Source organism: Sulfuricaulis sp., from assembly GCF_024653915.1.
GTDB lineage: Bacteria > Pseudomonadota > Gammaproteobacteria > Acidiferrobacterales > Sulfurifustaceae > Sulfuricaulis.
Window position 1 is genome coordinate 1 of the sequence record NZ_JANLGY010000013.1, and the last position, 23,023, is coordinate 23,023.

Genomic DNA, 23,023 nt, shown 5'->3' on the forward strand with positions numbered 1-23,023 from the left:
GGTACCGGCAACAGCGCTACCGGCATTTCAGCCGCGATGCAGGGAACGGACGGCTACAGCGTAGTCGAGACCGGGGCCAGCACGACTGCTTATCGCCCGGCTAATGGCGGCAGCGTCGATTGCCAGGCGGAATATAATTCAAGCACTGCCCAAGTGGCGGTAACGATATCGGATTGTGGGTAATCTGTAGACGAACTCTTCATTTCTTGAGATGAGGCGATTGTTTAGGGACTAAGCAACGCCAGTTAAAAACCGGCGCAACCTTTCGAGAGGGGTTGCCATTTCAAGGCCGGTGAAACCGCAAACTTGGGGCGCTGGCAGGAGTCAGCGCCCCATTTTTTTGGTGTGACCGATGACAAGAATTTCTGGCATCACGTCTGCCGGCGAGGCAGGCTTCACCCTGGTGGAGCTGGTGGTCATTATGGTGCTCGTTTCCATCCTGGCGTTCTCCGCTTCAGCACAACGAAATCTGAGACCTAAGGCAAATACTCGCTGCAACCGGCCAAAAACCCTTTCGAAAGCCATTGACCCGCGTGTTATTCAGAGTCCGTGGCCATGTAATCGGCGCAAGTTTTGCTAGTCTTGTCTGAAAGTCCAATAGTTCATCTGGTTATTAATCGATTCATGCAAATGCGTTTCGGCTGCCCCAAAGGATTCACCCTCGTCGAGATGATCGTGACGCTGATCATCGTCGCGCTGATCGCGGCGGTGAGTGGTCCACGGTTTTTCAATCTCAGCGCCTTCCAGGAAAGCGGGTTTTTTGACGAGACGGTCTCCGCGGTGCGCTACGCGCAGAAATATGCGGTGGCGACGGGTTGCCCCGTGCGTGTGCAAATAACTGCAACCGGATTTACCCTGTATCGCCCCGGTAATGTCGGGGCATGTCAAACCGGACCTTATAACATTCCGATCGCTGATCCGTCCGGTAACGCGACGACCTTCATACGTACGGCACCGAGCGGCGTGACATTCAATCCGACAGCTGACTTCATTTTCACCGCTAGCGGTACCGCAATTCTCTTGACGGATCCACTCACGATAAATATCGTCGGCAGTAGTCATTTGTTCCGAGTTTTCGGCGAGACCGGATTCGTGCAGCGACAATGAAACTTATGCAACCCCGTTTTTACACACTTGGTGTGACGCTGGTGGAGCTGATTGTCTCCATCGTGGTAATCGGAGTCGCGCTGGCCGGCATCATGGTTGTCATCGTACGCAACACCAGCGCCAGCGCCGACCCGCTGATCTGGCATCAGGCCGTGATCGTCGGCGAGGCTTACCTGGAGGAAATCCTCACCAAAAATTTCACCGCCGACGGGGTCGAGGCGTCTCGCGATCTCTACGATGACGTGATGGACTACAATGGTCTCACGGACAGTCCTCCTCGCGACCAGAACGGCACTGCCATCGCGGCGCTGGCGGGTTACTCGGTGAATGTCCAGGTGACCACCGAGGCGCTGAATGACATCACCCTCGCCAGCGGCAATGCCGTGCGCGCGCAGGTGACGGTCACGATGCCGACCGGCAGCAGCGTCGTCGTCAGCGGTTACCGGACGAACTACTGATATGCGCCCGTTTCTGTCCGCTTCCCGGTTAAATGCTTTTGGTGTGTGTCGCAGCCGGGGCGTGAGCCTCATCGAGCTTGTCGTCGTGATCACCATCAGCGGGATCATCGCCACGGTACTGGGCGCGATCATCGTGCGTCCGATCCAGGGCTACGAGGCGCAGGTGCGCCGCGCGCAACTGGTGGACGCGGCGGAGATGGCGGTGCGGCGTCTGGGGCGCGACATCCGCCAGGCGCTGCCGAACAGCGTGCGCATCGTCGATTCGCTTGGTAACACCGACAACGTGAGCTGCACGACGGCGGGTACAACATGTACTATCGAAATGCTCAATACGCTTGACGGCGCGCGTTACCGCTTCGATCCGGGTACGGTTCCCGGCGGCCATCCGCATCCTGCCGGCGTCCCATGGACCATCTACAGATTGCAAGTTCCCGGTTTGGACAGTAACGGATTCAATATCGTCGGGCAGTTTGAAAATTTCCAGCCCACGTTGCCGTTCACCTCGACCACGGAACGGCTCGCGATTTATAACCAGTCGGCCAACGGCGCCAATAGCGCTTATGCCGATGCCGTGCTCGCCGCAGGCCCGTACGTGATAACCAATCCTGATGCTCCACAGAACACAAGATTTACTTTGCAAGACGATGGTGGTGGCGACGAATGGCGGATCACGCCGTCCGGCAATCCCAATTTTAATTTCCGCTGGGCATCGCCCTATCAGCGAATCTATGTCGTCGACACACCGGTGAGCTATGTTTGCAGCGCCGGGCCGAACGGAAATATCACGCGCTACTCGAGTTATCCGATTACCGCTGCGCAGGCCGCGACACCGGTTGGCGCGACCAACACAGCCTTGCTCTCGACCCCGGTCTCAGCCTGTTCCTTCTCCTACTCGCCGGGCACGAACCAGCGAGCTGGTCTCGTGACACTCGATATCACCGTGCGGGACAACGCCAGCGGCGAACAGGTCCGCTTGCTGTACCAAGCGCACGTGGATAACTCCCCATGATGTGTCTCGTGTCAGTTCCTCGGCGGCACGAACGCGGCTTCGCGCTGGTCGCGGCCATCTTTATCGTCGTGGTGCTGGCCATGCTCGGGATCATGATGGTGACCATCGGTGGCATGGAACGGGCCACTGCGAGCGCGGCGGTGCAGGGCACACGCGCTTTCTATGCCGCGCGCTCGGGAATTGAGTGGGGCATATTCCAGGCGATGCCACCAACGAGTAGCTGTGCAGCATCCTCAAGCTTCACGCTGACGGTGCCTGGCCTCGACAGTTTCAACGTGACTGTTCAATGCGCACTCACGCCTCCGGGAATACAGCACCGCGAACGCGGCGACACGTATAATGTCTACGTCGTCACCTCCACAGCCACCTCAGGGAATTTCGGCGACGCCGACTATGTCTCGCGCACCCTGCAGGTGACGGTGACCGACGCGCCGGCGCCATAAGCTTAATCCATACAATGCGGGATCCGGTCGATCTCATCCGCCTGTATTGTTACGACGGCGATGCCGCCGCGTTTCGCGAGTTCTATCGTTCCCAGTCGCCGCGGTTGTGGAAGTTCCTGGTCGCCCGCGGCTGCCTCCCGGAGGACGCCTACGACCTGGTCTCCGAAGCCTTCATCCGTTTCGTCCAGACCGTCTGCCGCGACCCGCGGGCGCCGCGCGCGTTTCTCTACCGTATTGCCATCAACCTGCGGATAGACAGTTTGCGCCGGGCCCGTGCCCGGCCGACCGAGCCGCTGCCGGAGGAAATCGCCGATGTCACGGATGGGCTAGCGCGGGAGGAGGCCGCCTATCTGCGCGAACTGGTGGGCCGCCTGCCCGAGCGTGAACAAAACCTGCTCCTGCTGCGTTATTGGATAGGACTGAATCATCGCGAGGTGGCGCAGGCACTGGACCTGCCGGAAGGCACGGTGCGGCGCCAGTGCGCCGAGGCCATCGCCAAGTTGCGGCAACATTGGAGTAAGGATGAAACGCGAAGTACCGGCTGAGCGCGAAATCGCGGACTTGATAGCGTCGGCCTTCGACCGATTGCCGGCGCCCGATGCGCGGCGTTTGGCGGCGATCGAGCAGCGATTGTTGGAGCAGCCGCGCCTGCGCGGGCGCACGAAGTTCGCCTGGTGGTGGCTCGCAGCCGCGCTGGTGGCAGGCGCGGCCAGCGCGCTGTGGTGGGCCGTGGACTACGATTCAGGCAAGGGTCGGGAAGCGCCGGTACCGGCGGTCACGTCGCCGTCGGTGGCGCCATCAACGGCGGACCAGCCCACACGTCCAAACCGGTCCGAAGGCGCGGAATCGAAACTCGAAGGTGAGTTGGCGCAGAAAAAAGGGCCAGTGATTTACCGGAAGGAGCAATAGTTTTTGAGTTTGCCGCCGCGAGGCAAACAAACGATCCAACGGTTACAGCGCTGTCTGGGATGCAGAAAGGAAAACAGCATGAGTGCGACGAAATCAGTTTTGAAAAAACGTGGTTTGTTCCAGATTGGTAGCAAGCTACTGGCGCTGTGCATCGCGCTGGTGTGGAGCCATGCCGTCAGTGCTTTAACGCAAACCGCGAGCCCCAGCACTTGCGTAACGGTTGCGGGCACCAACAATGATTGGAGTAATGCTGGCTTGGCCGTTTCCAGTGATGGCAATGACGCCACGGCATCGGTAAACGATGGCCAGAGAACCGATTACCTGCAGTGCACGGGTTATGGATTTACTATCCCCGCCGGCGCAACGATCAACGGCATTACGGTTAACGTTGAACGCGCATCAAGTAACACGGGCACCCAGGATTTTGCTATGCGGGTCGTCAAAGCCGGAGTTATCGGGACAACCGACCGATCGACAGCGACTGCCTATCCCACTACTGACGCTTATGAGGCCCATGGAGGCGCTGCCGATCTGTGGGGGACGACTTGGACAGTGACGGACATCAACGCCGCGAATTTCGGCGCCGCCTTCGCCTCGCAGAAACCAGGTAGCGCCGGTGGAGCGCGCACGATCAGCGTGGATCATGTCGAGATCACGGTTGATTACACGCCCGTGATCTCTGTTTCATCTATCAACCGTGCCAGTACCAACCCGACGGAACCGGCAACGGCAGTTTCCTGGACGGTGGTTTTCACTGCCAGTGTGTCCGGCGTGGATGCGTCAGATTTCGCACTGGTTCAAGGTGGCGGGGTGACTGGAGCCACCATTACCTCTGTGACCGGCAGCGGCACCACGTGGACAGTGACGGCGAACACCGGCACGGGAACCGGCACCTTGGGGCTCAATCTGGTGGATACCGATTCGATATACGATTCGGGCAGCATCCCGCTCGGTGGTGCGGGCGCCGGCAATGGTAATTTCACCGGGCAGGTCTATACCGTCTCGCCGCCTTTCTGCACACCGCCGTCCAATATTCCCGCGGGCGTCACGGTGAGCTGCGTATGCGACACTTTCGGCCGTGCCAGCCTCAATCCTTCCACCATTTTTGGCGCCAACTGGTCGGTCTCAAACAGTGATGGATTGGGAAATCCAGGTATCAGCCCTATCACCGGCCTGCTGCGGTTGACCGAGAAGACCAACAACAATGCCAAGGCCGCCACGGTGCCTGGCATCTTCCCTGCCGCCGGTAACTATATCTCGGTGGAATTCAATCATTACGCCTACGACGGTTCGGCCACAGGGGCTGACGGCATCGTGGTAACGCTCTCCGATTATTCCGTCCCCGCCGTGCCCGGTGCCTTCGGCGGTTCATTAGGTTACGCGCAGCGGACAGGCGTTGTTGGTTTCGCCGGCGGTTGGGTTGGCGTGGCGCTTGATGAATATGGCAATTACCAGAGCTCAACCGAGGGTCGGGTCCTGGGAGCGTGCGGCACAGCTGCATGCCGACCACAATCTGTAGGAGTGCGCGGCCCGGGGAGCGGCGCGAACGGTTATCGCTGGATGGGAGGCACAGCCAGCAATCCGGGCGGCCTGCGTATCGATGCCGCCAATCGCACGTCCACCACGCCGGGACCCGGCTACATGTTCCAGGTGATAGTCGACGCCCGGAACTTTGGTTCCGGCGCAGTCGACGTCAGCGTCAACCGCGATGCCACAACCATGAATGGTGCCAACTATGTGTCCCTGTTCGGTCCGTTCAATGCTTACGCGGAAGCCAATAACGCCTTGACCCAGGGCTGGATTACCCAACTGGTGCCGGACTATTGGAAAATTTCTTTTACCGGTGCCACCGGCGGTTCCACCAACGTTCACGAAATCGGCGGCCTGCGCATCTGCGCCCAGACGGTCTACCCGCCCACCGGCGGGACGGCGAGCGGATTTTCCGCCATCGACGAGGCGTACCCGGGAGCGCCCACCGTTCCCGCTTACCCGAATTTCCAGACCGGCAACATCTACATGAAGTTGGCCGGGACGCCGTTCAACCTCTGGGTGGCGGCCCTGACCAGCACCGGGATTTCGACTGGCTATTCCTCCGTCAGCAACAAGTATGTGTCCGTGAAGCTTGTCGATAACAGCGACAACGCCTGCGGCCCCGATTCCGCCCGCACTTGTAATAGCACTTGCACGAACAAGACGGCGGTGGAGGCCGGCGCTACCCAGATTGCTACCTTCCCCTCGGGCGGTACTACGGGAGTTGCCACGCCGTCTCCGACGTTTACCCTCAACTCAGCATGGAAGAACCTGATTGCCGTCATGAAGGAGTGCACGACTTCCGCTTGCAGCGCCTTTACCGCCACCGCGCCGGCGTGCGCGGCGGATTCGTTCTCGGTGCGGCCGGCGAGCATTGCCTCGGTGACCTCCTCCAACGCCACCAATACCGGCGCGACCGGCACGCCTATCTTCAAGGCCGGCGCCGACACCTTTTCCCTGACGGCGACGACTACCGGCATCGTCGGCAGTCCGAGCGGCTATACCGGAATCCTCAAGATCAACGGCAACACGAGCGGCGCGGTGCTGGCGCTGAGCCCGGCCACGAACATCGGCACGATCGCGCCAACCACTTTCCCCGCCGCTACTTCAGGGACACCCTCGTCCACCGCGACGGGCAACAACTTTACCTACAGCGAGGTCGGGGGGTTCTATTTCCGGGGTTACAACCCAGCCACCAACGCTACGGCGTCGCGGGGTATTTACGATGGAGTGGACACGGTGACTGAGTGTGCGGCGCCGGTGACGCTGGCCCAGTGCGATACCCTGAGAGCCGCCACCTGGACGGGTATCGATAGCATCAGCACCGAGGCGGATTGCGTCTCCAACAATTATTCGAACACCAAGGTCGGCGGCAAGTATGGATGCAGCTTTGGCATCGTCGCCGACACCGGGGGCTTCGGCCGCTTCACCCCGGCTTACTTCGACGTTGCCTACATCGATGGCTGCTCCGGGAGCGCCACCTTCACTTACTCGGGTCAGCCTTTCACCGTGATCGCGACCGCGCGCAACCTTGCCGGCGCGCCGACGCTCAACTATCACGGGGCCTTTGGCTACTCCAAGGACACGATCATCTCCGACGCTGGCAATGCCGCTAACTTCACCAACAATGTTCTGGCGGCGGGCAATTTCGTGAATGGCGCGAGGACCCAGAGTACCGTGACCTACACCTTCCCCGTCAAGGAGACCGCGCCGGCGACGCTCACCTTGCGCGCGACCGATGCCGACGGCGTGAGCTCCGTTGGTTACGAAGGCGTGGCCAACGCAGCCGAAATCCGCAGCGGCCGCATCCACCTTTTTAACGCCTACGGATCGGAATTGGTGGACCTGCCCATGCCCCTGCGGGTCGAGTATTACTCAGCAGCCGATGGATGGATAACGAATACCACTGATACCTGCAGCGCGGTCAGTCTGAGTGTGCTTTCCAACTATCAAGGCAACCTGAATCCTCCACCACCGCCACCCCCGAATGAAGAAACCTGTGTTCAGGATACAGGTAACCCAGGGGTCAGCGGTCAGGGATGTGTCACGCCGGGACCGCTTGTACCGGTAAACAAACGTTATCTCGCGCTACCTTCAGCCGGCAGCTATAACCTCTACCTGCGGGCACCGGGCTCGGGTAACGAGGGCAGCGTGGACGTCACGGCCAATCTTGCCTCGAAAACCTGGCTGCGCTTTGACTGGAATGGAACGGGGGACGTTGACCCCACGGGCAAAGCCACTTTCGGCCTGTATCGCGGCAGTCCTAAGCACATCTACCTGCGGGAGCGATACTAATCCGGATGTTATCGCTAATTGAAAGGTGCGCATGATTTCACGAAAGCGTAAAGCCGTTCTGCAAGTTGGCTTGCTGGGGTTGCTATTTCTGTGTGCCAACGCCGCCAACGCCGTCACCTACTCGAATGCGCCGACCACGTTCAGCTGGGTCGATCCCGCTGCGCATACCGCCGTGGTTTGGTCGAATCCAACGCAAGGCACCGGCGGATGCGACACGGGCGGCGACGACAGCGTTACGGCGCTGATCAATATCGGCTTCACCTTCAATTTCGGCGGGGTTAATTACACGCAACTGCGCATCATGTCGAACGGACGTGTGCAGTTCAATAATACCTACTGTTACGCGGGATCGGCGAACAGTAGTGCCACGGCGCGGACCTACACGCTTCCTTATCCCAACGCCAATATAGTTCGCACGATGAAGGTCTATGGGGCGGATATCGATACCACCGTGAATGGCTCCGGCGGCGGACCGGGTCCCACGGCCTGTCCGCCCGCCACCTGTTCCGTGCGCTATACGGTCACGCCTTTGGGTACAGCTCCCAATCGGCAGTTTGTCGTGACGTGGGTCAACACGCCGGACTGGGGTTCCACCAGCAGCTTTTATAATTTTCAGGTTATCCTGAATGAAGACGGCAGCTTCATATACCAGTATGGCGCAAGCAACAATCCGGATAACGGCAAGCCGGACATCGGCTGGGAAGTGACTACCACGGATTACGGCCTTTACACTTATGCCAACATCGGCGCGCTGGCGAACACCGCCGTGCGCTTTTTCATTCCCAACGCCGTGGCCGAGTACCGCATGGAAGAAGCCATCTGGAGCGGCGCTAACTCGGTGGTGGATAGTTCCGGCAACAACAATAACGGCAGTCCCGTGGGCGGCGCGCAGACCGTGGCGGGAGGTTATATCTGCCGGGGGGCGAGCATTCCCAACAATACGTCAACCGTCACGATCGACGCCATCAATGCCGGTCTCGACGTGGACACCGCGATCGGCAGCCGGGGCACGATAACATTCTGGTACCAGCTGGCCGAGGCCTGGGGCGCGAACGATCGCCAGCTCTTCGACGCGACCACCGTCAACAACCGCTGGTTTTTCCTGACGAAGCGCAGCAACCGCCAGCTTCGCTTCGTGCTGACCGATAGCGCGAACGCCAACATCGTGCTCACGTATAACGCAACGAACTACGCAGCCAACACTTGGGTGCACATTGCCGTCACCTGGAATCTGACGACCAACCGGTATTACCTATACGTCAACGGCGCGCAGGTGGCGAACTCGACGACCGCCAGCAGTGGATCGCTCAATAGCAGCATTAACACGCTTTACCTGGGAGATAACCGTAGCTTGGTGACCGGGCAGAGCGGCACGGGCAACTCCGCCAACGGGGTGCTCGATGAGGTGCGAATCTACAATTACGACGGCGGCATCGGATTGATCCAGCGCGACTACAACAACACCCGCTCGTGCGTGCCGCCGATCGACAATTTTCTGATCGACGTCGGCGCGGCCGCCGCCAGCACTTGCTCCCCCAAGAACATCACGATCACCGCGCGCGACGCCAGCAACCTCACCCTGACGACCTATACCGGCACGGTAAACCTGGCTACGTCGGCGGCGCATGGAGACTGGGCGGTCGTGACGGCGAACGGGACGCTGACCAACGGCGTGGCGGATGACGGCGCGTCGACTTACACGTTTGCGGCTGCCGACAACGGGGTCATTACGTTAAGCCTGTCCGATACTCACGCCGACGACACCACGGTCAGTGTGGTCGACAACGCTGTCCCAGCCACGCTATCGACGTCCGCAACCATCAATTTCCGCGATAACACGTTTGTGATCACGAACGATCCCATCCAAGTGGCGGGGCGCGACCAGGCGATGACGGCGGCGCTGTGGCAACGCGATTTGACCACGGGCAATTGCTCGATCGCGACTGGCTACACCGGCGCCAAAAACCTCGACGCCTGGCTGACGCGCGACGTCTCCGATCCCGGCGGCGCGGCGCCCACGATCGGGGCCGTAAGCCTGCCGAGCGCCGCGCCGCCGATAAATCCGGCGTCGAACAACCTGGCGCTCACCTTCACGGCCGGATCGGCGGGATTCAACCTGTCCACGACCGATGTCGGTAAATATGTTCTGAACCTGCGCGACGACACACGGCTGTACGCGACGGGCGTGGACATCGTCGGGGCGTCGAATGCGATGACCACCCGCCCGTGGCTGCACGTCGCGGTGAGCGGCAATCCCGGCGCCAGTGCCGCTACAGGTATGGTCTTCACCTCGGCCGGCACTGACTTCACCGCCACCGTGCGAGGCGTCTTATGGCAGGCGGGAGACGATGGCAATAACGATGGCGCCCCGGACATCGGAGCGAACTTGGCGGATAACGGCGTCACACCGGGTTACGCGTGGGATACCGTATTGTCGCCGACGACGCCTTTTACGCCGGCGACTCCTTCGGACGCTCCTCCCGGCACCGGCACGGCCGGTGTGCTGAACAACGGCACCATTGCCCAAGCCGCTTTCAGCGGTGGCGCCGCGACGGTGGCGAGCCTGCAATATACCGAGGTGGGCAGTTTCACGATGTTGGCAACGGCAAACAATTATCTGAACAGCGCCGGTGTGGACTTATCGGCGGCAAACGGGGTGGTCGGCCGTTTCACGCCGGCCTATTTCAACGTAACCAAGATAGACGGCTGCTCCGGCGGAGCCACCTTCACCTACTCCGGTCAGCCGTTCACCGTAATCGTTATCGCCAAGAACGCCCTCGATGCCACGACGACCAATTATGCCGGTGTACTCGGCTTTGCCAAGGACGCCACCGTGTCCAATGCCGGCGATGCCAGCAACTTTACGAACAATGCGCTCGCCGCGGCCAATTTCGTGAGCGGGGTGAGAAATCAGATCAACGTGACTTACACTTTCCCGACCCCTCCGGGGAAGGACGTGGTACCGCTGACGCTCACGCTGCGCGCCGTCGAAGATGCGCCCGCCGGCGACGGTGTCACCTCCGCCACCGGCGGCACCGAAGAAACCGCCGAGATCCGCAGCGGCCGGGTCCGGATCGTCAATGCCTACGGTTCGGAGCTGGTGTCCATGGCGGTTCCGATGCGGGTGGAGTACTACTCGTCAGACGGATGGGTGACGAATACCGTAGATACTTGCACGTCTGTGATTGATACGAGCCTCAGTCTTTCCAACGCTACTGCGCCAACGCCGGTGTCGCCGCCGATTTTGAAAAAGTTGAATGCAACCGTCGCCACCACAGGAGCCAGTATTGCCAACTCGCCCTTCCTGCTAGGTGACGCCGGACTGTCGTTCAGCGCTCCGGGTGCGGGCGGAGATGGTTATGTGGATGTAACCTCGGACCTGAGCGCCAAAACCTGGTTGCGCTATGACTGGGACAACGACTTGACGGAAGACGATCCCACCGGACGTGCCACTTTTGGGCTGTTCCGCGGCAGTCCGAAGCATATCTACCAGCGCGAACGATATTGACCCCTCGAAGTAGTTCTACTGTATCGGCGGTAAGTCCCGTAAGCGGCGTGTCCGAAAAAGCGAGTGTTTGTCAGGCATTTCGCCATTTTCCGTCCCGGAAACTGCATTGACAACAGGGGGTTATTGGACGATTCTTAACTGAAACCTCAGAAAATCAGGCAATACTGCTGATGTCTGGGAGTTTGGCTACTTTTTTGCATAGTAAAGGGACTCATTCGGGAAAAGGAGATATCCCCTGTTACCGTTTCTGAAAAAGAAAATGCTGCCCGGGCTGACCGGTGTCGGACTGCTGTCCGACGGTGTGTGCGTGGTGCGCGTCGAGCGCACGATCGGGCGCATGCCGGCGTTGACGCTGGTGGATTTTCGTCCGTGGGGCGATCAGGGCCAGGACAAGGTGCTGGCGCGCGCGGCCGCCGATTACGATCTGGCGCATTCACGCTGTACCACCGTTCTCGACTCAAACGAATACTCGCTGCTGCTCACCGAGGCGCCGGACGTGCCGCCGGATGAACTGCGCGCCGCCATCCGCTGGCGCATCAAGGACCTGATCGATTTTCATATCAACGATGCCACGCTCGACGTCTTCGACCTGCCGGGCGATAAGGCCACCGGCCGGGCGCGCTCAATGTACGCCGTGGCGGCGCGCAGCACCGCGATCCAGAAACGCGCGGACATGATGAGCGCGGCCGGCATTAATCTCGATGTCATCGACATTCCCGAGATGTCGCAGCGCAATCTGGCCTCACTGCTGCCGGAAGATGCGAAGGGCGTCGTGCTGTTGTCATTCACGCCCGGTGGCGGTTTGATCACCATCAGCAAGCAATCGGATATTTATCTCAGCCGCAATATCGACATCGGTTTGGATTTGCTCTCCTCGTTCCAGGATTCCAACGAATTATTTGACCGCATTGCGCTGGAGATCCAGCGCTCGCTCGATTACTACGACAGTCACTTCCGTCAGGCGCCCATCAATACGATCGCGCTGGCACCCATGCCCCGGGAAGTGCCAGGACTGGTGGACTACCTCAAAGCCAATCTCAGCGCCAACGTGATTACGATGGACCTGACGAAACTCATGGAATGCGAAGTGGATCTCAAGCCCGAGCTTCAGTCGGTTTGCCTCACGGTGCTGGGTGCGGCGCTGCGGCAAGAGGAGAAGGCGCTGTGAGCCAGCAGATTAACCTTTATCAGCCGATATTCCGCAAGGAAGAGAAGAAATTTTCGACGGTGGCCATGCTCCAGTCTGTCGGGCTGGTGGCAATCGGCGTGGTGGCGCTGTATGCCTTCACCTGGTGGCAGACGGGAGCGCTGCGAGACGAACTGAAGCGCGTGGAGCAAAATCACGCCGCGGCCAGCAAGCGGCTCGCGGATGCCTCGGATAAATTCGGCCAACATGAAGGCCCCAGCGCGCTCGACAGCGAAATCGCGCGCCTGGAAGGCGAGATCGTCGCCAAGCAGCAGATTCAGGAAATTCTCAAGCGCGGCGTTTTCAGCAACACCGGCGGGTTCTCGGATTACCTCGTTTCCTTTGCGCGTCAGCGCATTTCGGGAGTTTGGCTGACGGGATTCGACATCACCGGCGCGGCCGAGCAGATGTCGCTGTCCGGACGCACCACCAATCCGGAACTGGTGCCGCGCTACATGCAAAAGCTTTCATCGGAAAAAAGACTTTCCGGAATCGAGTTCAGGACGTTCCAGATGAGTCGGCCGGATCCGGATGCCAAGAACCCGGAATCCATGTTTGTCGAGTTCCAGGCGAAAACCGCCAATCCGGGATAGCCATGATATCTGACGATCTGAAAAAACAGTTTCAGGGGCTGACCAACCGGATCGATGCCATGTCGATCCGCGAACGCGGGATGATTTTTATTACGATCCTGGTGGCGGTGTATTTTCTGGCGGTGAATATCCTGTTTGGCCCCCTGAATACACAAAAGGATCGCCTTCAGCAACAGGTCGACCTGAAGCGCCAGGAGACCCAGGCGCTGGAAGCGCAGGTACAGGCCATGGCGCTGACGGGGGGAGAAGGCCCCGAGACTGCCAAGCGTAAAAAACTTGAATCACTGCGGGAAAACCTGAAAACCATGGACACAGAGCTGGTCCGCGTCACGGCCGGGCTGGTGCCGCCCAAGGAGATGACGCGGCTCATCGAGCAGATGCTGCTCAAGAATCGTGGCCTGCAGGTGATGAGAGTCGAAAGCATACCTGCTACCTCATTGCTGGAAGAAGGCGCGAGTGGCACGGCTTCCGGCGTCATGGTCTACAAACACGGCATGCATATCGAGATTAAGGGCGGTTATCTGGACATTCTGCGCTATTTGAAGTCTCTGGAAGCGCTGCCTTGGAAGGTTTTCTGGGGCAAGGTGACATTGAAAACGGAGAAATATCCGGATTCGCGAGTCAGTCTGCTGATTTATACCCTCAGCACACATGAAGCCTGGATTGGACTGTAATGGCTGTCTCTGGCATGAAACTTGATATAAAAAACAGTAAGAAGACCGGCATAGGCGCTAGTCTGTTGCGGACGGTTTTCGTGGTGGCCGGTTTGGCGGGAATGATGACGGACAGTCAGGCGGATGATTTCGCCGGTCTCGTGGACCCGACGCAGCCGGCGAATATCATGGCGATGGCTTCGGGTGCGGCTAATGCCAGACCGATGGGTCCGGTATTGCAGTCAACCTTTATTTCGGCGAGCCAGCGGCGCGCCGTGATCAGTGGGCGGACTTATGCGGTGGGTGAAAAATTTGGCGGCGGGATGATCACGGACATACAGCCGTACGAAGTGGTGTTGAAGAAAGCGGACCGTGAAACACGATTACGTTTGTTGCCAAAGCTGGCGAAAGAAACGTCCGTGGTGAAGGTACCGGCGAACAGCCAAGAAGGCAGGTAAAAATGAGAAGCACAGATAATATCGGGATGAGTATCCGGCGCACGCTGGTCGTGTTGCTGGGTATGTTGTTGGTGGGATGTCAGAGTGTTTCGCCCGGTTGGCGGGACTCTGTCAGCGCCAGCGTGGACGAAAGTCTTACACAGGCGCGTGCCGGTAAAGACGGCAAGGCGATCCCCCCGGATGTAAGCAGCGCCTTGCTGCCCCCGATGGAAATTACGCTGCCCCAGGGTGGTACGGCACCGCTCGAAGCGCGCTTCGATCTCACCGTGAACAATGCGCCCGCGCGCCAGGTGTTCATGGGCCTGGTCGAAGGCACGCCGTACAGCATGATTCTGCATCCGGAAGTGAGCGGCACGATTTCGCTCAATATCAAGGAAGCCACCGTGCCGGAAGCGCTGAATGTTATCCGCCAGGTTTATGGCTATGAGTACCGGCGCGAGAACAACCGTTTCTTTATTCTCGGGAGCGACATGCAGACGCGCATGTTCCCGGTGAACTATCTCAATCTCTCTCGCAAGGGTATGTCGGATACGCGTGTGTCGGCGAGTGGTCTGAATGCCACCGGAGGTACGACAGGCTCCTCTGGCGCGACAACTACAGGAACATCGAGCAGTGGTGTGCAGATTCAAACGCAGACGCTGTCAGATTTTTGGAAGGACCTGACCACCTCTCTGTTGGCCATTGTGGGTGGGGAGGGTGGAAGAAAGGTAGTCGTCAATCCACAGGCCGGTGTGGTGCTGGTGCGCGCCATGCCGGATGAGCTGCGTCTCGTGGAAGAATATCTGGGCATGACCCAGACGAGCATGAATCGTCAAGTTATCCTCGAAGCTAAAATTGTCGAGGTCCAGCTCAAGGATGGTTTCCAGAGTGGCATCAACTGGGCTGGTATTGCCAGCAAGAATGGCAAGAGTGTCACCGTCGGTCAGGTGGGGGGTGGGTCATCCGTAAGCTCCTCCACGGGACTCAGCTCGATTGCCGGCAATACCGGTAACCTGAACCCTACGACCGGCATCTTCAGTGCGATTTCCGGAACCAATAGCTCCGCCTTTGGTGGCGTGTTCACGCTGGCAGTACAGGCCAACAACTTTGCGGCGTTTTTTGAATTGCTGAAGACTCAGGGCGACCTGAACGTGCTCTCCAGCCCGCGCGTCTCCACCATGAACAACCAGAAGGCGGTGATCAAGGTGGGCACGGATTCGTATTTCGTGACCAAACAGGACAGCACGGCCAGCACCGTATCGGGCGGTTCGCCGACGATATCCACCGAGCTGTCGCCGTTCTTCTCCGGTATTGCCCTGGACGTGACACCGCAAATCGACGAGGCCGGCAACATCAATTTGCATATCCATCCTTCCGTGAGCGAAGTCTCGGAGAAACAGATTACCGTCGCTTCGAGCCAGACGGTCTCCACGGCGCTGAGTTCGGTGCAGGAGTCGGATAACATCGTGCGCGCCACCAGTGGCCAGATCATCGTGATAGGCGGTCTGATGAAAGAGGCCAGCACGGAGGACAACATCTCCGTGCCCCTGCTCGGGGATATCCCGCTGATCGGCAATCTGTTCAAACACAAGAAGGTGACGCGCATCAAGCGCGAACTGGTCATATTGCTCAAACCAACGATTATCAATGATGGTCAGGATTGGAACGACGCGACCGGCGAGTCGCAGGAACGCATTCGGAAAATCCGCATCGGATCCTGATCGAAACAACCAGGGAACGGGTAACGGAAAATGTACGGAACACATTTCGGGCTGCAAGAGCTGCCATTCACCATCACGCCGGACACGAGCTTCTTTTTTGCCCATTCGTCGCATCAGGAAGCGCTGAACACGTTGTTGGTGGCGGTGCGCAGCGGCGAAGGTTTCATGAAGGTAATCGGCGAGGTTGGTACGGGTAAAACTCTGCTGTGCCGTAAATTCCTCAGCGCGCTCGATCACCGCGAGTTTGTCACGGCGTATATTCCGAATCCCTATTTGCAACCCATGACCCTGTTGCTCGCGGTCGCCGATGAGCTGGATATCAAGTATCCGCAGCACATCAACCAGCACCAATTACTCAAGTTACTCAATCGTTATCTTATCGACAGCTATGCCGAGGGCAAGCGTGTATTACTGTGCCTGGATGAGTCGCAAGCCATCCCGATCGAAACCCTGGAGAGCCTGCGACTGCTCTCGAACCTCGAGACGGAGCGGCGCAAATTGGTGCAGGTGGTGCTGTTCGGCCAGCCGGAACTGAATGCGCGGCTCGACAACCCCTCGATCCGCCAGCTCAAGCAGCGCATCAGTTTTGCCTGCCAGCTCTCACCGCTCAATCTGAGCGAAGTGGAATTTTACCTATCACACCGTCTGGCCGTGGCCGGATATCGTGGCCCGCGCCTGTTTCCGCACAAGGTAGTGAAGCGGATTTATCGCATCAGCAACGGCATCCCGCGGTTGGTGAATATCATCTCGCACAAGTCCCTCATGGCGGCGTTTGGCGAAGGTGCGCGCGTGGTGGCCGACAGGCATGTGCGCATGGCAGTGGAGGATACTGAATCCACGCAGGGGGCGCTGACAGTGAAGGCGCGGATCAAAAGGTATCTGACCGCGTTGGTGTCGATTGTGGCGACCGTCAGTTTGCTGCCGCTAACAACCATGGTGCTTACCGGCACGACGTTGGTGACAGGTGGTCCGGTGTGAGCCTGATCAACAAGATGCTCCAGGACCTGGAGTCGCGCAAGAATCCCCAGGCCGAAGCAGCCCAGAAGAAATCCGTTTACGAAGACCTCAAGCCCCTGAGCCGGGTTCCGTCGTCGCGCGCCTCTCCACGCCGATTGGTAATGTTGTTGGCAGCGATTGCGGTCGTCGGCGTCGGCGCTTATGGTTGGACGCAGTGGGGCGACAGTCTCGTTACAAGGCTGTTTCCTGACCAGATGGCAACCAAGTCACCATCGGTGGTGGCGCGCAAAGCACCGCCGCCCATGCCAGTGTCCGTGCCCGCTCCTGCTCCGGCACCAGTCGCCACCGTTACTCAGGTGACCGAAGTAAAAACCGCGCCAGCAGCGCCGGTAGTGGCAACAACCAAAGCGGCTGAAACCACTGTGAAAGTGGCGCAGGCTCAAGTGGCGCCACCCGCCGCTGTGGAGCAGAAAAAACCTGAAGCAGCACCTGCCGCGGCGGCGCCCAAGAAAGTGGCGATGGCAAAAACCAAAGTCGCTGCCGTGGAATCCGGTTTCTGGACTGTGTCTCGCGGCGAGACGCTCTATGGCATTTCTGTCAAAACGGGTGTTGATCTATGGAATCTGTCCAACTGGAACAAGCTGGGCCGCGAGCATGTGATACGTCGCGGTCAGCGCTTGCGTCTGACGCCGCCGGCAACGGCCTCGACAAAAGCTGAGAAGGCCAGTCCGGCTGACAAGCAAAAAACAGCAGTCGCCTCCATGGGGACGGCCGACGCGCAGAAATCTGAACCGGAGAAGAGGCCGACCGTGGTGCCCGCCGTCAGGGAGATTCATGCCGGTGATGCGGTCATGGACAAGAAAGTCAAACCGTTCAGTTCGGATGAAAAAGCAGAAAGTGAATATCGCCGGGCGGTTGATTTGTTGCAGAAAGGGCGCATGGCCGATGCCGAGAAACAACTGAAGTCAACATTAAGTGCCAATGGAGCACACACACCGGCGCGTGAATTGCTTGCCGGTGTGATGTTGCAACAAGGGCACTGGCGCGAGGCGCAGCAGATTCTGGAAGAGGGCGTCGACAAGGTACCGGCCTATTATCCGTTCGCACAATTGCTTGCGCGGGTTTATGTCGAGCACGGCGCGGATCAGAAAGCCTTGACCGTCATGGAAGCCAGCCGACGGGCCGCTGCCGACAATCCCGATTACATAGCGTTTCAGGCTACCTTGTATCAGCGCGTCGGGAAGCATGCCGAAGCAGTTAAAGCCTATACAGAAGCTGTTACGCTTAATCCTCAGGAAGGACGCTGGTGGCTGGGCATGGGTATCTCGCTTGAAGCAGCTCAGGACTGGGATAGCGCCGAGAAGGCATATCAGCGTGCCATCGATAGCGGCGTGTTGGACAACAACCTGCTCAAGTATGCGCGCCAGCGCCTGACAATTGTTAAAAATAAGTAGCACGTATCAAGTGGCAAGTAGCAAGTAAAACAAATTCAAAAGTCATCTTGCTACTTGTAACTTGCCACTTGCTACTGCTTTTCAAGCCCGCGCCACGACCCACACCCGCACATCCCGGGCCCCACTCTGGAGAAGGCTCTCCGCGAGGGCGTTCACAGTGTGTCCGCTGGTCATCACATCATCAACGATGGCAACACGCTGGCCGGCGAAAGCCTTGCTGGCGGTGAATGCGCCGTGCACGTTGTTGCGTCGCTGATCGCGCGGCAGTTCCGTTTGTGGCGCCGTCGGGCGGATGCGTTGCGTACCCCGCCAGTCGAGCGGGATTTGCAGTCGCTTGGCGACGAACCGGGCGATCTCGAGCGACTGGTTGTAACCTCGCTCGCGCAAGCGCGACACGTGCAGTGGGACCGGTAAAATTATGTCAGGGAGGGGATCATTGAGTGTTAGCAGATGTTCAGCGAGATACCCGCCCAATACGCGCGAGAGTTCGAGACGGTCGTGGTATTTCAGGTGTTGAATCAGTCTGTCCACCGGTGAGGTATAGCGGAAAACCGCGCGCGTGTCGTCGAAGGCGGGCGGGTGTTTCTGGCACTCGCCGCAATTTGCCGCCTGTGTTCCCATCACCGCGCCCGCCGCACCACAGCACGGACAGGCCGCGTGCGTTCGCGGTAAAGATCGATCGCACGCCGTACAAAAATCCTTTTCCGCTGATGTCCGCGCATGGCACAGCAGGCAGATTTTCGGCCACCAAGCGCGGCGCGACTCTTTTAGGCTGATGTCAACTTCTTCTATCATGTTCTGTTGACTGATATCGGGGAAGCACTACACTGCCGTTATTTAGAACCTATCACAAAACGAATTTAAACCACGGGGGGACACGGGGAAAGACGGGTAAAAAGGGGCACGAACGACCTCCATGTCTTTCTGGTAATTTTCACCCCCCTTGTTTTGCGACATTTTTATGAAACCACTGGAAGACGATCTCTCCCGGCGTCATGAGCAGAAGCTGTATCGCGAACGCCTGGTGCTTGAATCGCCTCAGGGCGCGGAGGTCCGCGTCGGCGAGAATTTACTGCTGTCCTTCTGCAGTAACGATTACCTGGGGCTGGCCAATGACCCGCGAGTAATCAGGGCCTTCCAGCAAGGTGCAGAGCGCTATGGTGTGGGCGCCGGCGCTTCGCATCTCGTCAGCGGTCATAGTCGCGCGCATCACGCACTTGAAGAAGAGCTTGCGGATTTCGTCGGCGCCGAGCGTGCATTATTGTTTTCCACCGGTTACATGGCGAATCTGGGCGTGATGAGTGCGCTCACGGACCGCAACGACGCGATTTTCGAGGACCGTTTGAATCACGCCTCGCTGATCGATGCCGCGCGCCTGGCCCGTGCCAAGGTGACACGCTTCCCGCATGCCGATGTGCACCGGCTGGCCGACATGCTGGCCCATGCGCCCCGGCCCCAACTCATTACGACGGACGCGGTTTTCAGCATGGACGGCGATATCGCGCCACTGGCCGAACTTTCAGATCTGGCAGTCAAACATGACACGCGGTTACTGGTGGATGATGCCCACGGGCTCGGCGTCCTGGGACAAAATGGTCGCGGAACACTTGAACACCTGGACCTACCGCTTGTATCACCGGTGATCCTGATGGGCACGCTGGGCAAGGCCCTCGGGGTTTTCGGAGCCTTTGTGGCTGGCGAGGAAGTCTTGATTGAAACACTGATCCAGCGGGCGCGTACCTATATATATACCACCGCGCTGCCGCCGGCCGTGGCCGAGGCGGTGCGCGCGAGTCTGCGCATCGTGCAGGAGGAAGGCTGGCGGCGTGAACGCTTGCGGACGCTGGTGGCGCAATTCCGCTCCGGCGCCGAACGGTTGGGCCTGGTTCTGTTGCCATCGCCGACGCCGATCCAGCCGGTTGTGCTCGGCACGGTCGAGGCGGCGCTAAGAGCGAGCCAACACTTGCGCGAGCAGGGTATTCTCGTGCCGGCGATCCGTCCACCCACGGTGCTGGAAGGTTCGTCACGTTTGCGTATCACCTTTTCCGCCGCGCATGAAGAAGCACATGTCGATCGGTTACTGGAAGCACTTTCAGCAGTACGGATTTAAATAATTTTCTTGAAACCGCTGATGAACGCAGATAAACGCGGATAAAAGGCAAGAAACAGGTTTTAATCGGCGTTCATCTGCGTTTATCTGCGGTTCCACAAATCTTATGAAAATATATTACGAACAGAGCGGTCACGGCCCGGACGTGGTGCTGGTGCACGGCTGGGGATCGCACGGCGGGGTCTGGACGGATATCGCGCGCGCCTTGTCGGCGGATTACCACGTCACCGTACCCGATCTTCCCGGCCACGGACGCTCGCGCGATTTTATGCCCACGGCCTACACGCCGGAAGTGCTTGCTGAAGGCGTGCAGCTTGGATTTTCCGGACCGGCCGTATGGGTCGGCTGGTCCATGGGCGGTCTGGTGGCGCTGGCCGCGGCACAAAAATATCCAAGCGAGGTGACCCGGATGGTGCTGGTCGGCGCCACGCCGAAATACGTGCAGTCGGCAGACTGGCCGCACGCCATGTCGCCCACGGTGCTGGAGCAGTTCGCACGCAGTCTCAATCAGGATTATGCCGGTACACTCGATCGCTTTCTGAGCCTGCAAATGGCCGCCGGTGAAAATCGCGATGTGCTGCGCCGCCTGCGCGATGAAATGTTCCGTTACGGTGAGCCGCCAACGAAAGCACTACAAGCGGGCCTGCACCTATTAATGGAGGAGGATCGGCGCGAAACACTTTCCGGGGTGGCCATACCGGTGTTGGTCATTCATGGTGGCCGCGACCGCCTCGCGCCAGTAGGAGCGGCGCGCTACCTGGCGCAGCAGCTGCCGCAGGCGCGTCTGGAAATCATTCCCGAGGCCGGGCATGCACCGTTTCTGTCGCACCCGGAGGTTTTCCTGGAAAAGTTGAAGGATTTTATTCGTGACTGAATTGATGGTGCTCGACAAACGCCGCCTGCGCCAATCCTTTGCGCATGCCGCGGATACCTACGACGCGGCCGCCGTGTTGCAGCGCGAAATTGCCGATCGCCTGCTGACGCGTCTGGAGGTGGTTCGGCTCCAGCCGCAAGTAATACTCGATATAGGTTGTGGCACCGGTTACGACTTGCATCAGCTGTCGAAGCGCTATCGACGCGCGCAGGTACTGGGTCTGGACATCGCCGAGACCATGGCACGGCGTGCGCGCAGCCGTGCCGGTCTTTGGCGCAGATTGACGGGACGCAGCGTCTTTGTTTGCGGCGATGCTGAACGCCTACCCGTTGCGACGGCCTCCGTGGATATGGTGGTCTCCAATCTCGCGCTGCAATGGTGCGATCCACGTATCGTGTTCACCGAGGTGCGGCGCGTATTGCGTCCCGGCGGCCTGATCATGCTCACTACTTTTGGGCCGGATACCTTACGTGAGTTGCGCGAGGCTTGGCGCGCGGCGGACAACGCGGCACATGTACACACCTTCATCGATATGCACGACTTGGGCGATATGCTGATAAATGCCGGTTTTGCCGATCCGGTCATGGACATGGAAGCGTTCACGCTGACGTATGCTGACGTGCGCGGCGTGATGCGCGACATCAAACAGCTCGGCGCGCATAACGTAGCGACATCCCGCGCGCGCGGGCTGACCGGCAAGGCGCGCTTTGCCCGGTTTCGCGCGGCCTACGAAGCGCTGGCGCAAGATGGAAAAATTCCGGCGACATTTGAGGCGGTCTACGGGCATGCCTGGGTGCCCGAAACCGAGCCTGCGCATAACGGTGTTGTCGGCATTCCTGTGGGTCGCATCGGACGCCGCAGGCCATGAGCGGCGGCTGGTTTGTTACCGGTACCGATACCGGTGTGGGCAAAACGCTGGTTTCGCGTCTTTTGCTGGAAGCGCTGGGGCAAGCCGGGCATTCGGCCGTGGGCATGAAACCGGTGGCGAGCGGATGCCACGCCACGGATGAGGGTTGGCGCAGCGACGATGCGCGGGAACTGATAGCGGCGAGCGGCGTATCGGCCGATTACGACGATGTGAATCCTTATGCCCTGGGTACCGCGTGCGCGCCGCATATCGCTGCGCGCGAGATGGGCATTGAAATACAGCAGGAGCACATTCTCCAGAGCTTCCGGCGCTTGCAGCAAAAATCCCCGTGGGTGGTGGTGGAAGGCGTGGGCGGCTGGAGGGCGCCGCTCGGCGAGCGCCTGACCATGGCGGATGTCGCTTGTGCCATGCGCCTTCCCGTGATTCTCGTGGTGGGTCTGCGACTGGGTTGTCTCAACCATGCGCTGCTGACGGTGGAAGCGATAAGGCTGGCGAATGTGCCGCTCGCCGGCTGGGTCGCCAATCAGATCGATCCTGCCATGACGCATGTGCCGGAGAATATTGCTGCGCTGGAACAGAGAATCGGCGCGCCCTTGCTGGCGCAATTTCCATTTCAAGCCGCTGCAAAACCTGATGCCACAGTGTCCGCGAGAACAATCCAGATGTTAATGCGTTTCACTTCCATGGCTGACTGAATCACTCGGTTGTTGCCGTTTTTTATCCGGTTTTATTCCCTGAAAAACAAGTGTTTTTGCCTTAAAACGTGTATTGCGGCAGTTTGACGCATGTGATAATTTGCGCGCGCCAAAATGGCTTGATCTAGATCAATTATTTCCTGATTCAGCGGGAGAAAGACGGATTTCCATGGTGGCGTGGGTGAGGATGGACGCACACACGCTATACGCACGAGA

At 59.2% G+C, this 23,023-nt stretch carries 21 protein-coding genes and 1 pseudogene; 21 read left to right on the top strand and 1 reads right to left on the bottom strand.

From position 1 onward, the window contains the following. From NUV55_RS06475 to NUV55_RS06550, 17 genes and pseudogenes are all read left to right on the top strand, one after another. A pseudogene (locus tag NUV55_RS06475) lies at positions 1-183 on the top strand (mannose-sensitive hemagglutinin A); the annotation flags it as partial. A gap of 229 nt (positions 184-412) precedes the next feature. After that, positions 413-580 (top strand): hypothetical protein, encoded by a 168-nt coding sequence (locus NUV55_RS13810; protein WP_367280377.1) that lies wholly within the window; start codon positions 413-415, stop codon positions 578-580. A 44-nt stretch (positions 581-624) separates the two neighbouring features. Continuing rightward, positions 625-1,107, top strand: coding sequence for a GspH/FimT family pseudopilin (locus NUV55_RS06480; RefSeq protein ID WP_296671393.1), 483 nt, complete (start codon positions 625-627; stop codon positions 1,105-1,107). A gap of 5 nt (positions 1,108-1,112) precedes the next feature. Continuing rightward, positions 1,113-1,565, top strand: a complete 453-nt coding sequence (locus NUV55_RS06485; RefSeq protein ID WP_296671395.1) for a hypothetical protein — start codon at positions 1,113-1,115, stop codon at positions 1,563-1,565. A 1-nt stretch (position 1,566) separates the two neighbouring features. Next, positions 1,567-2,574 (top strand): type II secretion system protein, encoded by a 1,008-nt coding sequence (locus NUV55_RS06490; RefSeq protein WP_296671396.1) that lies wholly within the window; start codon positions 1,567-1,569, stop codon positions 2,572-2,574. Positions 2,575-2,582: 8 nt separating this feature from the next. Further along, a complete protein-coding gene (locus NUV55_RS06495; RefSeq protein ID WP_296671398.1) occupies positions 2,583-3,017 on the top strand; it encodes a hypothetical protein in 435 nt (144 codons plus the stop codon). A gap of 14 nt (positions 3,018-3,031) precedes the next feature. Further along, positions 3,032-3,562 carry a sigma-70 family RNA polymerase sigma factor gene (locus NUV55_RS06500; RefSeq protein ID WP_296671400.1) on the top strand — a complete coding sequence of 177 codons (531 nt, stop codon included), beginning with the start codon at positions 3,032-3,034 and terminating at the stop codon, positions 3,560-3,562. After that, positions 3,540-3,926 (top strand): hypothetical protein, encoded by a 387-nt coding sequence (locus NUV55_RS06505; RefSeq protein ID WP_296671402.1) that lies wholly within the window; start codon positions 3,540-3,542, stop codon positions 3,924-3,926. Before NUV55_RS06500 ends, NUV55_RS06505 begins: the two co-directional genes overlap by 23 nt. Before the next feature lie 78 nt (positions 3,927-4,004). Continuing rightward, on the top strand, positions 4,005-7,751 hold the full coding sequence (locus NUV55_RS06510; RefSeq protein ID WP_296671403.1) for a DUF6701 domain-containing protein: 3,747 nt from the start codon (positions 4,005-4,007) through the stop codon (positions 7,749-7,751). 31 nt (positions 7,752-7,782) lie between these two features. Further along, a complete protein-coding gene (locus NUV55_RS06515; protein ID WP_296671405.1) occupies positions 7,783-11,259 on the top strand; it encodes a LamG domain-containing protein in 3,477 nt (1,158 codons plus the stop codon). Between the two features lie 259 nt (positions 11,260-11,518). After that, on the top strand, positions 11,519-12,427 hold the full coding sequence (locus NUV55_RS06520; protein WP_296671406.1) for a hypothetical protein: 909 nt from the start codon (positions 11,519-11,521) through the stop codon (positions 12,425-12,427). Then, complete coding sequence (locus NUV55_RS06525; protein WP_296671408.1) at positions 12,424-13,038, top strand: PilN domain-containing protein; 615 nt, start codon at positions 12,424-12,426, stop codon at positions 13,036-13,038. Before NUV55_RS06520 ends, NUV55_RS06525 begins: the two co-directional genes overlap by 4 nt. 2 nt (positions 13,039-13,040) lie before the next feature. Further along, positions 13,041-13,712: a hypothetical protein gene (locus tag NUV55_RS06530; RefSeq protein WP_296671410.1), complete on the top strand. Its 672-nt coding sequence runs from the start codon at positions 13,041-13,043 to the stop codon at positions 13,710-13,712. A gap of 14 nt (positions 13,713-13,726) precedes the next feature. Beyond that, positions 13,727-14,149: a hypothetical protein gene (locus NUV55_RS06535; RefSeq protein ID WP_296671411.1), complete on the top strand. Its 423-nt coding sequence runs from the start codon at positions 13,727-13,729 to the stop codon at positions 14,147-14,149. A 2-nt stretch (positions 14,150-14,151) separates the two neighbouring features. Next, complete coding sequence (gene mshL / locus NUV55_RS06540; protein WP_296671413.1) at positions 14,152-15,849, top strand: pilus (MSHA type) biogenesis protein MshL; 1,698 nt, start codon at positions 14,152-14,154, stop codon at positions 15,847-15,849. A gap of 30 nt (positions 15,850-15,879) precedes the next feature. Continuing rightward, a complete protein-coding gene (locus tag NUV55_RS06545) occupies positions 15,880-16,827 on the top strand; it encodes an AAA family ATPase (RefSeq protein WP_296671415.1) in 948 nt (315 codons plus the stop codon). Beyond that, the gene (locus NUV55_RS06550; protein WP_296671417.1) at positions 16,824-18,260 is read left to right on the top strand and encodes a tetratricopeptide repeat protein; all 1,437 of its coding nucleotides are present in this window, start codon (positions 16,824-16,826) and stop codon (positions 18,258-18,260) included. The genes NUV55_RS06545 and NUV55_RS06550 overlap by 4 nt, the downstream gene beginning before the upstream one ends. Positions 18,261-18,341: 81 nt before the next feature. On the opposite strand, the gene NUV55_RS06555 is transcribed toward NUV55_RS06550, so the two are convergent. Then, positions 18,342-19,055, bottom strand: a complete 714-nt coding sequence (locus tag NUV55_RS06555; protein ID WP_296671418.1) for a ComF family protein — start codon at positions 19,053-19,055, stop codon at positions 18,342-18,344. Positions 19,056-19,221: 166 nt separating this feature from the next. Between NUV55_RS06555 and bioF the strand changes: the two genes are divergently transcribed. The 4 genes from bioF to bioD all read left to right on the top strand — a co-directional run bounded on the left by bioF (position 19,222) and on the right by bioD (position 22,807). Continuing rightward, positions 19,222-20,370, top strand: coding sequence for an 8-amino-7-oxononanoate synthase (gene bioF, locus NUV55_RS06560; RefSeq protein ID WP_296671419.1), 1,149 nt, complete (start codon positions 19,222-19,224; stop codon positions 20,368-20,370). Between the two features lie 106 nt (positions 20,371-20,476). Next, positions 20,477-21,244 (top strand): pimeloyl-ACP methyl ester esterase BioH, encoded by a 768-nt coding sequence (bioH, locus tag NUV55_RS06565; RefSeq protein WP_296671421.1) that lies wholly within the window; start codon positions 20,477-20,479, stop codon positions 21,242-21,244. Then, positions 21,237-22,112 carry a malonyl-ACP O-methyltransferase BioC gene (gene bioC, locus NUV55_RS06570; RefSeq protein ID WP_296671422.1) on the top strand — a complete coding sequence of 292 codons (876 nt, stop codon included), beginning with the start codon at positions 21,237-21,239 and terminating at the stop codon, positions 22,110-22,112. The genes bioH and bioC overlap by 8 nt, the downstream gene beginning before the upstream one ends. Continuing rightward, positions 22,109-22,807, top strand: a complete 699-nt coding sequence (bioD, locus tag NUV55_RS06575; RefSeq protein ID WP_296671424.1) for a dethiobiotin synthase — start codon at positions 22,109-22,111, stop codon at positions 22,805-22,807. Before bioC ends, bioD begins: the two co-directional genes overlap by 4 nt. The last annotated feature ends 216 nt before the right edge of the window (positions 22,808-23,023 follow it).

Coding starts and splice junctions, on each gene's coding strand:
- NUV55_RS06480 (WP_296671393.1), top strand. CDS start 625: ATGCAAATGCGTTTCGGCTGCCCCAAAGGATTCACCCTCGTCGAGATG.
- NUV55_RS06485 (WP_296671395.1), top strand. CDS start 1,113: ATGCAACCCCGTTTTTACACACTTGGTGTGACGCTGGTGGAGCTGATT.
- NUV55_RS06490 (WP_296671396.1), top strand. CDS start 1,567: ATGCGCCCGTTTCTGTCCGCTTCCCGGTTAAATGCTTTTGGTGTGTGT.
- NUV55_RS06500 (WP_296671400.1), top strand. CDS start 3,032: ATGCGGGATCCGGTCGATCTCATCCGCCTGTATTGTTACGACGGCGAT.
- NUV55_RS06505 (WP_296671402.1), top strand. CDS start 3,540: ATGAAACGCGAAGTACCGGCTGAGCGCGAAATCGCGGACTTGATAGCG.
- NUV55_RS06510 (WP_296671403.1), top strand. CDS start 4,005: ATGAGTGCGACGAAATCAGTTTTGAAAAAACGTGGTTTGTTCCAGATT.
- NUV55_RS06515 (WP_296671405.1), top strand. CDS start 7,783: ATGATTTCACGAAAGCGTAAAGCCGTTCTGCAAGTTGGCTTGCTGGGG.
- NUV55_RS06520 (WP_296671406.1), top strand. CDS start 11,519: ATGCTGCCCGGGCTGACCGGTGTCGGACTGCTGTCCGACGGTGTGTGC.
- NUV55_RS06530 (WP_296671410.1), top strand. CDS start 13,041: ATGATATCTGACGATCTGAAAAAACAGTTTCAGGGGCTGACCAACCGG.
- NUV55_RS06535 (WP_296671411.1), top strand. CDS start 13,727: ATGAAACTTGATATAAAAAACAGTAAGAAGACCGGCATAGGCGCTAGT.
- mshL (WP_296671413.1), top strand. CDS start 14,152: ATGAGAAGCACAGATAATATCGGGATGAGTATCCGGCGCACGCTGGTC.
- NUV55_RS06545 (WP_296671415.1), top strand. CDS start 15,880: ATGTACGGAACACATTTCGGGCTGCAAGAGCTGCCATTCACCATCACG.
- NUV55_RS06555 (WP_296671418.1), bottom strand. CDS start 19,055: ATGATAGAAGAAGTTGACATCAGCCTAAAAGAGTCGCGCCGCGCTTGG.
- bioF (WP_296671419.1), top strand. CDS start 19,222: ATGAAACCACTGGAAGACGATCTCTCCCGGCGTCATGAGCAGAAGCTG.
- bioH (WP_296671421.1), top strand. CDS start 20,477: ATGAAAATATATTACGAACAGAGCGGTCACGGCCCGGACGTGGTGCTG.
- bioD (WP_296671424.1), top strand. CDS start 22,109: ATGAGCGGCGGCTGGTTTGTTACCGGTACCGATACCGGTGTGGGCAAA.